13 protein-coding genes and 1 tRNA gene are annotated in these 12,562 nt (G+C 68.3%); 4 read left to right on the top strand and 10 right to left on the bottom strand.

All coding sequences use genetic code 11. From position 1 onward, the window contains the following. Positions 1-22: 22 nt before the first annotated feature. The 10 genes from EBB59_RS10375 to EBB59_RS10330 form a co-directional block, all read right to left on the bottom strand. Positions 23-1,078 carry an isoaspartyl peptidase/L-asparaginase family protein gene (locus EBB59_RS10375; RefSeq protein WP_122102087.1) on the bottom strand — a complete coding sequence of 352 codons (1,056 nt, stop codon included), beginning with the start codon at positions 1,076-1,078 and terminating at the stop codon, positions 23-25. A 114-nt stretch (positions 1,079-1,192) separates the two neighbouring features. Beyond that, positions 1,193-1,519 carry a ComEA family DNA-binding protein gene (locus EBB59_RS10370; protein WP_122102086.1) on the bottom strand — a complete coding sequence of 109 codons (327 nt, stop codon included), beginning with the start codon at positions 1,517-1,519 and terminating at the stop codon, positions 1,193-1,195. 144 nt (positions 1,520-1,663) lie between these two features. Beyond that, complete coding sequence (gene ychF, locus EBB59_RS10365; RefSeq protein WP_122102085.1) at positions 1,664-2,755, bottom strand: redox-regulated ATPase YchF; 1,092 nt, start codon at positions 2,753-2,755, stop codon at positions 1,664-1,666. Between the two features lie 92 nt (positions 2,756-2,847). After that, positions 2,848-3,432 (bottom strand): aminoacyl-tRNA hydrolase, encoded by a 585-nt coding sequence (gene pth, locus EBB59_RS10360; RefSeq protein ID WP_122102084.1) that lies wholly within the window; start codon positions 3,430-3,432, stop codon positions 2,848-2,850. A 48-nt stretch (positions 3,433-3,480) separates the two neighbouring features. Then, positions 3,481-4,131 carry a 50S ribosomal protein L25/general stress protein Ctc gene (locus EBB59_RS10355; protein WP_122102083.1) on the bottom strand — a complete coding sequence of 217 codons (651 nt, stop codon included), beginning with the start codon at positions 4,129-4,131 and terminating at the stop codon, positions 3,481-3,483. A gap of 100 nt (positions 4,132-4,231) precedes the next feature. Continuing rightward, positions 4,232-5,188, bottom strand: coding sequence for a ribose-phosphate diphosphokinase (locus EBB59_RS10350; protein WP_122102082.1), 957 nt, complete (start codon positions 5,186-5,188; stop codon positions 4,232-4,234). A gap of 97 nt (positions 5,189-5,285) precedes the next feature. Further along, positions 5,286-5,361, bottom strand: a tRNA-Gln gene (locus tag EBB59_RS10345). Beyond that, positions 5,360-6,253, bottom strand: coding sequence for a 4-(cytidine 5'-diphospho)-2-C-methyl-D-erythritol kinase (gene ispE, locus EBB59_RS10340; protein WP_122102081.1), 894 nt, complete (start codon positions 6,251-6,253; stop codon positions 5,360-5,362). The genes EBB59_RS10345 and ispE overlap by 2 nt, the downstream gene beginning before the upstream one ends. Continuing rightward, positions 6,237-7,010 (bottom strand): lipoprotein insertase outer membrane protein LolB, encoded by a 774-nt coding sequence (lolB, locus tag EBB59_RS10335; RefSeq protein WP_122102135.1) that lies wholly within the window; start codon positions 7,008-7,010, stop codon positions 6,237-6,239. The genes ispE and lolB overlap by 17 nt, the downstream gene beginning before the upstream one ends. Continuing rightward, complete coding sequence (locus EBB59_RS10330; protein ID WP_170156556.1) at positions 7,007-8,689, bottom strand: tetratricopeptide repeat protein; 1,683 nt, start codon at positions 8,687-8,689, stop codon at positions 7,007-7,009. The genes lolB and EBB59_RS10330 overlap by 4 nt, the downstream gene beginning before the upstream one ends. Positions 8,690-8,748: 59 nt before the next feature. On the opposite strand from EBB59_RS10330, the gene hemA reads away from it, so the two are divergent. The 4 genes from hemA (at position 8,749) to ppk2 (ending at position 12,461) form a co-directional block, all read left to right on the top strand. Then, the gene (gene hemA, locus EBB59_RS10325) at positions 8,749-10,047 is read left to right on the top strand and encodes a glutamyl-tRNA reductase (RefSeq protein WP_122102080.1); all 1,299 of its coding nucleotides are present in this window, start codon (positions 8,749-8,751) and stop codon (positions 10,045-10,047) included. Then, the gene (gene prfA / locus EBB59_RS10320; RefSeq protein ID WP_122102079.1) at positions 10,019-11,104 is read left to right on the top strand and encodes a peptide chain release factor 1; all 1,086 of its coding nucleotides are present in this window, start codon (positions 10,019-10,021) and stop codon (positions 11,102-11,104) included. Before hemA ends, prfA begins: the two co-directional genes overlap by 29 nt. Before the next feature lie 48 nt (positions 11,105-11,152). Beyond that, positions 11,153-11,596 carry a GNAT family N-acetyltransferase gene (locus EBB59_RS10315; protein WP_122102078.1) on the top strand — a complete coding sequence of 148 codons (444 nt, stop codon included), beginning with the start codon at positions 11,153-11,155 and terminating at the stop codon, positions 11,594-11,596. Between the two features lie 97 nt (positions 11,597-11,693). Further along, positions 11,694-12,461 (top strand): polyphosphate kinase 2, encoded by a 768-nt coding sequence (gene ppk2 / locus EBB59_RS10310; protein ID WP_122102077.1) that lies wholly within the window; start codon positions 11,694-11,696, stop codon positions 12,459-12,461. Positions 12,462-12,562 lie beyond the last annotated feature (101 nt).

Here is a 12,562-nt window from a genome sequence, read left to right as displayed (position 1 = left end):
AACGGCTGGGAGTGAAAAAGTTTCAGTGCGGCGGCGCATCGAGCTTGCCGGGGAGGTTCGGCTGCGCCACGGCATCGCCGCGCAACCGTTCTTCGGCATGGATCGCGACGTGCGGCACGCCATCGGCGCCGACCCAGCCGCGATACATGCCCGCGGTATTGAACGGGAAGGCGAAATCGCCTTTCGCGGTCATGACGATGGCACCACCATCCCCGCCCAGCCGCACCACCTCGCCATTGATCACGGCGGCACCCGCCTCCACGGCGGATGCCTTCAAGTACTCGACCCGGCCGCAAATCGATCTGGCGGCCGCGGTACGGATGAAGAACTCGCCCCAGCCCGTGCCGGACACCGCGCAGCCATCGTCGGCCCAGGTACCGGCGCCGATGATAGGACTGTCCCCAACCCGGTTCCAGCGCTTGGCGGTCATGCCGCCGGTGGAGGTACCGGCCGCCAAATGTCCTTGCGCATCCAGCGCCACGGCACCCACCGTGCCGATGTATTTCAGGTACTCGGGCGTGGCGACGGCGGCCTTGCCGGCTTCCTCGCGCAGGCGTTCTTGCAGTTGGTTCCAGCGTTTCTCGGTGCGAAAGTACCCGGGATCGACCAGCTCGACGCCCTGCCCGCGCGCGAATGCCTCGGCACCTGCGCCCATCAGCATCACGTGCGGGGATTTTTCCATCACCGCGCGGGCCAGCAGCACCGGGTTTTTGACACGCTGGACACCGGCCACGGCACCGGCGCGACGGGTATGGCCCTCCATCACCGAGGCATCCAGTTCGTTGCGGCCTTCGTGAGTGAACACCGCGCCGCGTCCGGCATTGAAGTATGGGCTGTCCTCCAGCACGGTGATGGCGGCAGTGACCGCATCCAACGCGGGTTTGCCGGCGACAAGCTCGGCATGGCCGCGACGCAGAGCGGCCGCCAGAGCTGCGCGCGCGCCGTTTTCCTCGGCCGGATTCATGTCTTTGCGGATTACGCCGGCGCCCCCATGAATGACCAGTACCGGTTCCGCCGCATTGGCGGTGGAAACGCCAATGGCGGCGGTCAAGGTGGCGGTAAGCAGGAATCGAATCATCGTGCGTCACTCCGTTGGTGATGGCGGCGATTGTGCTTCAGCCGCACCACCCAGGCACGCATTGTCGTGCGAATTCCGGCAACCGGCGCGGCCCGCCGGCGCCGCGAATGGGCATCACCGGGCCGCCGACGCGCCTCGCTTCGCGGGGGCTGCGGGCTTGGCGCGGCTGGCGCCGATGGTCATCCGCTCGGCATTCTTCTCGACGGTTTTCAGGCCGATGCCGCGCACGTTGACCAGTTGATCGACGCTTTTGAAAGGGCCATTGGCCATGCGGTAGTCGACGATGGCCTGCGCCTTGCCCGGGCCGACGTTAAGCAGGACGCGGTTGAGCGTGGCGGCATCGGCGGTATTGATATCGACGACCTCGGCCGCGAACGCGTGGCCGGCGAACAGGGTGGCGGCGAGGATCAGGGCCTTCAAGCTGGCGGTGACGGTTTTCATGACGATGCTCCTTGTCTGGAAGATGGCCGGCGGACTTGCCGGGCAACGCCAGTCTGGGCAAACCGGCAGGCTCGCCCCATCGCCGGACATCCAACGAAAAGGCCGGGCATCGGCCCGGCCTCGCATCGGAATAACCTGAATGGATCAGACGTTGAAGCGGAAATGCAGCACATCGCCTTCGGCCACCTTGTATTCCTTGCCTTCGAGCCTGAGCCGGCCGGCCTCCTTGGCGCCGGCCTCGCCCTTGTACTTGATGAAATCGTCGTAGGCGATGGTTTCGGCGCGGATGAATCCTTTCTCGAAATCGGTATGGATGACCGCCGCGGCCTGCGGGGCGGTGGCGCCCTTCTTCACCGTCCAGGCGCGCACTTCCTTGACGCCGGCGGTGAAATAGGTCTGTAGCCCCAGCAGCGCGTAGGCGGCGCGGATGACGCGGTTCAGGCCCGGCTCGTCCAGACCGAGGTCGGCCAGGAAGGTGTCGCGATCGGCATCGTCGAGTTGCGAAAGCTCCTCCTCGATGGCGGCGGACACCGGCACCACCTGCGAGCCTTCGGCTTCGGCGCGCGCACGCACGGCGTCGAGATACGGGTTGTCGTCGAAACCGTCTTCCAGCACGTTGGCGACGTACATCACCGGCTTGACGGTCAGCAGGAACAGGTCGCGGATCGTCGCCTTGTCGTCATCGGACAGGTCGAGCGCGCGCACAGGCCGGCCTTCATCGAGCCCCGCGCGCACGCGCGAGAGCACTTCGACGCGCGCCCTGGCCTCCTTGTCGCCACTCTTGGCGTTGCGCTCGGCGCGCTGCAACGCCTTCTCCACCGACTCCAGGTCGGCCAGCGCGAGTTCGGTGTCGATGGTCTCGATATCGGCGATCGGATCGACCCGGTTGTTGACGTGGATGACATCGGGATGCTCGAAGCAACGCACCACATGGGCGATGGCGTCCACCTCGCGGATATGGGCGAGGAACTTGTTGCCCAGCCCTTCACCCTTGGCCGCGCCCGCCACCAGGCCGGCGATATCGACGAACTCGACCGCGGTCGGCAGGACGCGCTCGGGCTTGACGATTTCGGCCAGCGCGGCGAGGCGCGGGTCCGGCACCGGCACCACGCCGACGTTCGGCTCGATGGTGCAGAAGGGGAAGTTGGCCGCAGCGATGCCCGCCTTGGTCAGTGCGTTGAAAAGCGTGGATTTGCCGACGTTCGGCAGGCCCACGATGCCGCATTGGATGGCCATGTATCAGGATCCAGAGGTCAGGGGCCGGAAGTCAGGGGAACCACCGGCCAGGTGATAAGGAATACGGTAAGGCGAACGGCTGCACGAGCTTCTCACCGGCCCCTGGTGGTATGCAGCCTTTTCATCGCCTCGTTGAAGTCGCCATCGGCGGCCAGGGGCAATACGTCGATGGCGGCATCGATGGCGCGGCCGGTGAGGATGTCGTCTTCGGCATTCGCGCGGCCCAGCACCCAGCCGGTGACGCGATCCTTGTGGCCGGGATGGCCGATGCCAACGCGCAGCCGGTGGAACTGGCCGTGGCCGAGCAGGCGCACGATGTCGCGCAGGCCGTTCTGGCCGCCATGACCGCCATCGAACTTGAGCCGCGCGGTGCCGGGCGGCAGGTCGAGTTCGTCGTGGACGACCAGCATCCGCGCCGGCTCGATCTTCCAGAACCGCAGCGCCGCCGTCACCGACTTGCCGCTCAGGTTCATGAAGGTGGCCGGTTTCAACAGCCAGACCTCGCGGCCGGCGATTTCCACCCGGGCGGTCTCGCCGAAGAGCTTGCCCTCCACGCGCCAATGCGCGCTGGCCTGTTCGACCAATTCGTCCACAAAACGAAAACCCGCGTTATGGCGGGTTCTCGCGTGTTCGGCGCCGGGATTGCCCAGGCCGACGATGAGGCGCAATCCGTCCATCGGATGAGGCGGCGGCGAAGGCGTTCGACCTTCGCCGCCCGCCGCCGGTTACTCGGCGCCTTCCTGCTTGGCGGCCGGTACGTCACCGGCTTCGGTCTCGCCTTCGGCCGAGGCTTCCTCGACCTTGACGAAACGCGCCACGGCCACGGCCGGGTTGTGCTCGTCGCTGATCGGATGGGCCAGTTCGACGCCTTTCGGCAGCTTGATGTCGGCCAGGTACACGGTGTCGCCGGCTTCCATCTTGCCGAGGTCGATTTCGATGAATTCCGGCAGGTTCCTCGGCAGCACGACCACGTCGAGGTCGTTCAGTTCGCTAGTCACCGACACTTCGGCCGACTTGCCCGCCGGCGAGCTGTCGATGTTGACGAAGTGCAACGGCACCTTGACGTGGATCTTCTCGCCCGCCTTCACGCGCTGGAAATCCAGGTGCATGATGACCTGCTTGTACGGGTGGCGCTGCATGTCGCGCAGCAGTACGTCCTGCGCCTTGCCATCCACATCGAGGCTGATGATCGAGGCGTAGAACCAGTCATGCTGTTGCGCCAGCCAGACCGGCTCCTGCTCCAATTCGATGCTCTGCGGCTCGGCGCCGGCCCCGTAGATCACGGCCGGCAGGCGGCCCGCACGACGCAGGCGGCGGCTCGCACCTTTCCCCTCGTCCTTGCGGCCCCAGGCCGTCAGCTTGTGTTCGTTCGACATTTTCTTGACTCACTTTCAGTTGATGGGCCGCATCGCTGCGGCGGGGCGACTCCTCCGCGACCAGGGGAGCCGATTGCGCGGTTCACCCGCGCGAATGGGATCAATCCACGTACAGCGAGCTGACCGATTCGCCGAAGGCGATGCGGCGGATGGTCTCGGCCAGCAGTTCCGCCACCGACAACTGGCGGATTTTCTCGCAGGTGCGGGCGGCGTCGGACAGCGGGATGGTGTCGGTGACGACCAGTTCGTCCAGCGCGGAGCGGGTGATGTTGTCGATCGCCGGGCCGGACAGCACCGGGTGGGTGATATAGGCGGCCACCTTGGCCGCGCCATGCTCTTTCAGCGCGGCGGCGGCGGCGCAGAGGGTGCCGGCGGTATCCACGATGTCATCGACCAGCACGCAGTTCTTGCCCTCGACGTCGCCGATGATGTTCATCACCGTGGCCACGTTGGCCCTCGGCCGGCGCTTGTCGATGATGGCGAGGTCGGCATCGTCCAGGCGCTTGGCGATGGCCCGCGCGCGCACCACGCCCCCGACGTCGGGGCTCACCACCACCATGTTGCCGGTGCCGTAGGCGCGCCAGATGTCGGCCAGCAGCAAGGGCGAGGCGTAGACGTTGTCCACCGGGATATCGAAGAACCCCTGAATCTGGTCGGCATGCAGATCCAGCGTCAGCATGCGGTCGGCCTTGACCGCGCTGAACATGCTGGCGGCCACCTTGGCGGTGATCGGCACGCGGGCCGAGCGCGGGCGGCGATCCTGGCGGGCATAGCCGAAATACGGCACCACGGCGGTGACGCGGGCGGCCGAGGCGCGACGCAGCGCGTCGATCAGCACCAGGAGCTCCATCAGGTTCTCGGCGCTGGGCGCGCAGGTCGGCTGGATGACGTAGACATCCTTGCCGCGCACGTTTTCCTCGATCTCCACCTGCACTTCGCCATCGGAGAAGCGCCCGACCAGCGCCTTGCCCATGCGGATGCCCAGCTCGCCGCATACGGCCTTGGCCAGTGGACGGTTGGCGTTACCGGAAAAAACCAGCAGGTTTCGATCGTCCATTGGCGGTCAGCGACAGGTGTGGGAGCGGATGGCGGGAACGCACGCCGCACCGGGATGATTTCTCCCGCCCGCGGGCACATGCTTCCTTCGGAATGGATGGCAGGGGCGGAAGGATTCGAACCTACGCATGCCAGGATCAAAACCTGGTGCCTTAACCACTTGGCGACGCCCCTATCTTGTTTTCGCCCTTTCCAGTGCGTCGAGCAACGGCGAGCGCGCCGCGCCTTCCGCGACCCGCGCGTCCAGTTGCGCGGGCAACCGCGCCAGCCCGGCCTCGGCGTCCTCGCGGGTGGCGAATTCGACGAAGCAGCCGCTGCCGCTGCCGGTCAGCCGTGCGTGGCCGATGCCCGAAAGCGCGACGAGTGCGGCATCGACCGCCGGCTCGCGCCCACGCAGCACCGGCTCGAACGCATTGCCGAGCCGTTTCCCGGAAAGGAAGTCGGCTATTGTCGTGGCAGAAGAATCCCGCGTCAAATCATCGGCTTGGAACAGGGTCGCGGTCGGTATGTGGACGCCGGGAAAGGCCAGCACGTACCAGGCCGGCGGAAGCCGCACCGGGCTGATGCGCTCGCCCACGCCCTCGGCCCAGGCATTGCGGCCATGGACGAAGACCGGCACGTCGGCCCCCAGCGCGAGGCCCAGTTCGGCCAGCCGCCCAAGCGGCCAATCCAGCCGCCACAGATGGTTGAGCGCGACCAGCACGGTCGCCGCGTCGGACGACCCGCCACCGAAGCCGCCCCCCGCCGGGATGCGTTTTTCGATAGCGATATCCGCACCTTGGCGGATGTTGGCTGCCGATTGCAGCAATCTGGCGGCACGGACGGCGAGGTCCCCGGCTTCGGCAACACCCGCCGCCGAAGCGCCGATGCGATGGATCGCGCCGTCATCGCGCGGGCGCAGATGCACGTATTCGCCCCAGTCGAGCAGCCGGAACACGGTTTGCAACGTGTGGTAGCCATCGGCGCGGCGGCCGGTGATTTCCAGCATCAGGTTGAGCTTGGCCGGGGCCGGCCAGGACGACCAGCCCAGACTGGCCGGGAAAGCCGCTTCATTCACCGGCGCCATCGCTCCATTGGTCGATGACCAGCCGCACCCGGCTCTCGCCACGGGTGGCGGTGATGCGGGTGGGCAGTTCTTGGTTGCCGGCACGGACGAATTCGATGCGCCAGCCGTGCTGGTCGAACCCGAGCAAGTAGCCGCCCGGTTCGCTGAATACGTAACGCCGTGGCCGGTCGGCGCCGGACGCGGACTCGCCGCGGAGCCATGCGCCCATGTAAACGATCGGGATATCCCAGCCAGTGGCCTCGCGCAGCAAGGCAGCGGCGTCGGGGCCGTTCTTCGGCCCCTGGGGCAGGCCGGAGATGGCGGCGCCTTGCGGGTTCACGTCCAGCCGCCAGCTTTGCCGGGTGACGGGCGCGCTCAGCGTCACGCTGTAATCGGCGTTCTCGCGCTGCCGCCATTCGATGCGGGCGTTGCCGCTCTGCCGGCCGCTGGCGACGGCGACACGGCCGCTCATCGACCAGGCGCGCCCATCGCCGGCCGTCGCCGGGCGGTCAGCCATCGAAACGAACCAATCGACCACGTAGTTCGGGCAATTGTCGGGGATCGTGGATGCGTTTTCATCGCAAACGATCACCCCGCCCGTCGCCGGCTTCACATTCCGACCGGCGCAGCCAGCCAGCAGGACGAGGACGATGGCGAACGCACCGCAACGCCAAACCCACTGGCTGCGCCCGGTCGCGGGGAGTATCGCCGTGGCCACGGTCTTGGCCGCTTGGGACGACGCCCCAAGGCCACGGCCATTCTGCATTTCGATCCTCATTCGTCCGCTCCGGTCTTTTCCAGTGCGCGCTTCAGCGAACGGTTGTCCGGGTCGATCCGGCGCGCTTCGTCGAAGTAGCTGCGCGCCTCGTCCCGGCGCCCGAGCACCCACAGCACTTCGCCGATGTGCGCGGCGACTTCGGCATCCTTGTTCAGCGCGAACGAGCGTTTCAGCTCGACCAGCGCTTCCTCGCGGCGGCCGAGCCGGTACAGCACCCAGCCGTGGCTGTCGATGATCGCGGCGTTGCCCGGCTCGGCCACCCGGGCGCGGTCGATCAGTTCCAACGCCTCGCGGTAACGGGTGGTGCGGTCGGCCAGCGTGTAGCCGAGCGCATTGAGCGCGGCGACGTTGTCGGGCTCGATCACCAGGAGCTTGCGCAGGTCGGCCTCGGCGCGGGCCAGGTCGTCGAAGCGCTCCCAGGCCAGCGCGCGCGAATAGAGGATGGCGAGGTTGTCGGGGATGGCGGCGAGGCCGCGCGCGTAGGCATCGAACTCGCCTTCGCGGTCATTGTCCTTCTGCCGCAATTCGGCTTCGGCGAGGTAGGCGTCGCGGCGGACGTCGCCCTCGGCCTGGTCGTCGTTCTGCAAGACGCGCAGGGCGGCGTAGGCATCGGCCTTGCGCGCCATCGCATGCAGCGTGGTGGCGCTGCGCAGGCGGGCGATCGCGGCGACCGGACCATCCTTCAGGCCGTCGTACCAGGCCAGCGCGACCGGATAGCGCTTCAGGGTTTCGGCCACCTGCCCCAACAGCAGGCGCTGGCGCGGGTCGGGCGAGGCGGCCTGTTTTTCCAGCTCGGCGTAGAGTTTTTCCAGGCCGGGGTCGTCCCCGGCCTTGGACAGCATGGCCGCGCGCAAGGCTTGCACCCGCAAATCCTGCGGGCCTTCGGCCAGTACCGCGGCGGCGGTGGCGGGATCGCCCAGCGCTTCGTATTCGCCGGCCAGCGGCATGCTCATCGCCGGCGCCTTGTGCAGGCGCGCGCGCACCTGGTCGAGACGGGCGCGCGCATCCTCTAGGTCGCCCGCCTCGCGCGCCAGCGATGCTTGCAGCAGTCGCACGCGCGGCTCGTCCGGGTAGGCGCCGACGATATCGGCCACCAGGTCGTCGAGCAGCGTTTTCTCCTGCAAGCGCTGGGCAAGCCCGGCCCAGGCCAGCATCGTCGACAGCTCGCCCCCCGACAGCGCGCCGCGCTTGCGCAGGCGGCGCAGCACCTCGGCGGCGGGACGGTTGTCCTTGCCACCGGAGGACAGCGCGATCAACGCATAGCGCCAGCCGCGCGGGTCGGCATCGCGCACCAGTTTCTCGGCGCCGGACAGCGCCGGCGCGATACGGCCTTCGCGCAGGGCGATGGTGGCTTCGGCCGCGGTGAGCACGAGCGAAGGCTCGCCGCCCCGTTTCCACAGCGCCAGCGCTTCGGCGGCGACGCGATCCTGTCCGGCCAGCAGGGCAATGCGCGTCGCGCGTTCGGCCAGGGCGACGTCGCCGCTCTTCTTCGCCGCGTCGAGGTAGGCGCGCGCGGCCTGGTCGAGCTTGCCCGCCTGCAACGCGAACTCGCCGGCCAGCACCGGCTCCAGCGCGATATTGCCGGCCGGCGCGCGCGGCGGACGCGACCAGGCCGGGCCGGCGGCGACCAGGGCCATCAGCAGGAGCAGAACGGGTCGGCGGGAATGGGCGATGGGCATGGGCGTAAAATGCGCGGTCTTATGCAAAACGCCGCCAGCTTAATCGCAAGCCGCTGAACATGCCGAACGGCCCGACCTTCCACGCCCTGGGCGTCAACCACCAGACCGCGCCGGTCTCGATGCGCGAGCGTCTGGCCTTCGATGCGGGCGCGCTGCCGGCGGCGCTGGCCGCCCTGCGCGCGGTGCCCGGCGTGCACGAGGCGGCGATCCTCTCCACCTGCAACCGCACCGAGTTGTACGCCGTGGCCGAGGGCGATGGCGCGATGCTGCGGGACTGGCTGGCCACCCGCCCCGGCGAACGGCTGGCGCTGGAAGCCTATCTCTACCGGCATCAGGACGTGGAGGCGGTGCGCCACCTGTTCCGGGTCGCCGCCGGGCTGGATTCGCTGGTGCTGGGCGAGCCACAGATTCTCGGCCAGGTGAAGGAAGCCTGGGCGACGGCGCGTGGCGCCGGCACCCTCGGCAGCCGCCTCGACCGGATGTTCCAGCAGGCATTCGGCACCGCCAAGCACGCCCGCACCCATACCCGCATCGGCCAGCACCCGGTCTCGGTGGCCTCCACCGCGGTGCGCCTGGCACAGGACACCTTCGCCCGGTTGGAGGATTCCACCGTCCTCCTGATCGGCGCCGGCGAGACCATCGAGCTGACCGCCAAACACCTCTCCGATGGCCGGGTGAAGCGGCTTCTCATCGCCAACCGCACACTGGCGCACGCGCAGGACATCGCCGGCCGCCACGGCGGCTTCGCCCTGCCGCTGACCGAACTCGACCGCCACCTGGCCGAGGCCGACATCGTCTTCTCGGCCACCGCCGCGCGCGAGCCGATCCTGCACCGCGCGCAGGTCGCCGCCGCGCTGCGGGCGCGCCGGCACCGCCCGATGCTGCTGCTCGATCTGGCCGTGCCGCGCGATATCGAGGCCGCCATCGGCGAGCTGGCCGACGTCTTCCTCTACACCGTGGACGACCTGGAACGCGCGGTGGAGGAAAACCGCCAGAGCCGCCGCGCCGCCGCCGAAGAAGCCGAGGCCATCGCCACCCTGCATGCCGAGCGCTTCATGGAACGGGTCGCGGTGGCGCGCAACGACGCCCCGGTGCGCCGCCTGCGCGCGCACGGCCAACTGGCCCGCGACGAAGCCATGCGCAAGGCACAGCGGCTCCTGGCCGGCGGCGGCGATCCGCAAGCCGCGCTCGACCTGCTTGCCCACACCCTGACCAACCGCCTGCTGCACGCGCCGACTATCGCCCTGCGCGACGCCGCCGCCACCGGCGATGCCGAGCTCGCACGCGCCGTCGACCGCCTGTTCCCCCCCCTGTCCGAAGCCGAGACCGATGCAAGCGACGCTCCGCCGCAAGCTTGAAGCGCTGGCGGAACGCCGCGACGAACTGGAACGCCTGCTCGCCGACCCGGCGGTGATCGGCGACCAGCGCCTGTTCCGAAGGCACTCGCGCGAATTCGCCCGACTGACCCCGGTCGCCAGAGCGCTGGCCGGGGAAGCCCAGGCGCGCGCCGACCTGGCCGCCGCGCTGGAAATGCGCGCCGACCCCGAATTCGCCGAGATGGCGGCGGAGGAAATCCAGGCGGCCGAAAGCCGCATCGCCCAGCTTGAAATCGAACTGATGGCCCACCTGGTCCCGCGCGACGCCCGCGACGACGGCAGCCTGTATCTGGAAGTACGCGCCGGCACCGGCGGCGACGAGGCGGCGATCTTCGCCGGCGACCTGTTCCGCATGTATTCGCGCTATGCCGAACGGCAGGGCTGGAAGGTCGAAGTGGAATCGGCCAACCCCGGCGAGCATGGCGGCTTCAAGGAGATCGTCGCCCGCGTCGAGGGTGAAGGCGCGTACTCCAGGCTGAAGTTCGAATCCGGCACCCACCGCGTGCAGCGCGTGCCGGAAACCGAATCGCAAGGCCGCATCCACACCTCGGCGGCCACGGTGGCGATCATCGCCGAGGAGGCCGGCGACATCGAGATCGAAATCAATCCCGCCGACCTGCGCATCGACACCTACCGCTCCAGCGGCGCCGGCGGCCAGCACGTCAACAAGACCGAATCGGCGATCCGCATCACCCACGTGCCGAGCGGCGCGGTGGTGGAATCGCAGACCGAACGCAGCCAGCACGCCAACCGCGACAAGGCGATGAAACGGCTGAAGGCGATGCTGGCCGAGGCCGAGATCGAACGCCGCGAGGCCGCGCAGGCGGCCGAGCGCAAATTGCAGGTGGGCAGCGGCGACCGCAGCCAACGCATCCGCACCTACAACTTCCCGCAGGGGCGGATCACCGACCACCGGGTGGAAGGGCTGACGCTGTACGACCTGCCGAACGTGATCGAAGGCCATCTCGACGCATTGATCGAGCGCCTTGCGCGCGAGGCCGAGGCCGACGCGCTGGCAGCGCTGACCACGGCGCCCTGACGCCCGCCGCGCTAACCTTGGCGCCCACCGTCCGCCGAGAAGCGCCGCATGAAGACCCGTATCCGCCAGGCCGAGATTGAGGACGTCGATGCGCTGGTACCGCTGTTCGATGCCTACCGCCAGTTCTACGACCAGCCAAGCGATCTCAGCCGCGCCCGCAACTGGCTGCGCGCGCGTATCGGCGCCAACGAATCGGCCGTGCTGATCGCCGAGCGCGGCGACGAGGTGGTCGGCTTCACCCAGCTCTATCCGATGTATTCCTCGGTGCAGACCGCCCGCATCTTCGTGCTGAACGATCTCTACGTATCGCCGGAGCAACGCCGGCTGGGCATCGCCAGGGCACTGCTGAAGGCGGCCATCGAACATGCCCGCAACGATGGCGCCAGCCGCTTGCAACTGGAAACCAGCCGCCGCAACGAAGCCGCCCGCACGCTCTACCGCGACGCCGGCTGGCGCGAGGACGACACCCAGTGGTACTCGGTGCTGTTGTGACCGCGCCGATAAACGGTTTCAATCCAGCCGCGACTGCTCGCCCGCGCGTCGCCCCACCGGCGACACAACCGGATTCACCCGACTGGACGCCCCTTCGATGAAAAAGAAAGACTACGAGGCCCTGCTGGCGCCAATGCAATTGGAATTGGTGCACATGGCGCGCTGGGTGCGGGCGAAAGGCAAGCGCGTGCTGGTGCTGATCGAGGGCCGCGACACCGCCGGCAAGGGCGGGGTCATCAAGGCGATCGGCGAATATCTGAACCCGCGCCAGTGCCGGGTGGTCGCCCTGCCCAAGCCCGACGAACGCGAACAGACCGAGTGGTACTTCCAGCGCTACCTCGCCCACCTGCCGGCCGCCGGCGAAATCGTGCTGTTCGACCGCAGTTGGTACAACCGCGCCGGGGTGGAGCGGGTGATGGGCTTCGCCACGCCGTCGCAGGTCGATGCTTTCCTCGAACAAGCGCCGGTGCTGGAAAAGACCCTGGTCGATGACGGCATCCTGCTGTTCAAGTACTGGCTGTGCTGCGATCAGGCCAAGCAGGAGGAACGCTTCGCCGAGCGCCGCGACGACCCGCTCAAGGGCTGGAAGCTCTCGCCGATCGACCTCAAGGCGCGCGAGCTCTACGACGAATACACCGACGCCCGCGAAACGATGCTGACGGCCACCCACACCTCGCACGCGCCGTGGACGCTGGTCGATTTCAACCAGCAGCGCGTCGGCCGCCTGACGTTGATCCGCGACCTGCTCGAACGCCTGCCGGATACCCGGATCGACGAGCCGGCGATCGCGTTCCCGCCCCTTGCCGGCAAACCGAAGAAGGAACGCTATACGGTGGTCGCGCCGCTCGAACCGTACAAAGCCTGATTCGCGGTGGAAACGCCAGCCTGGCGCTTCTCACTCATCGCATCGTGATGCCGCCGCCGACCTTCGCCATCGTCCCGCCGCTGTCCGCCCGCTGGCTGCGC

Source organism: Solilutibacter pythonis (assembly GCF_003697345.1).
Taxonomy (GTDB): Bacteria; Pseudomonadota; Gammaproteobacteria; order Xanthomonadales; family Xanthomonadaceae; genus Solilutibacter; species Solilutibacter pythonis.
The sequence above is the reverse complement of the archived record's forward strand: the minus strand, read 5'-3'. Positions and strand labels throughout refer to the sequence as shown.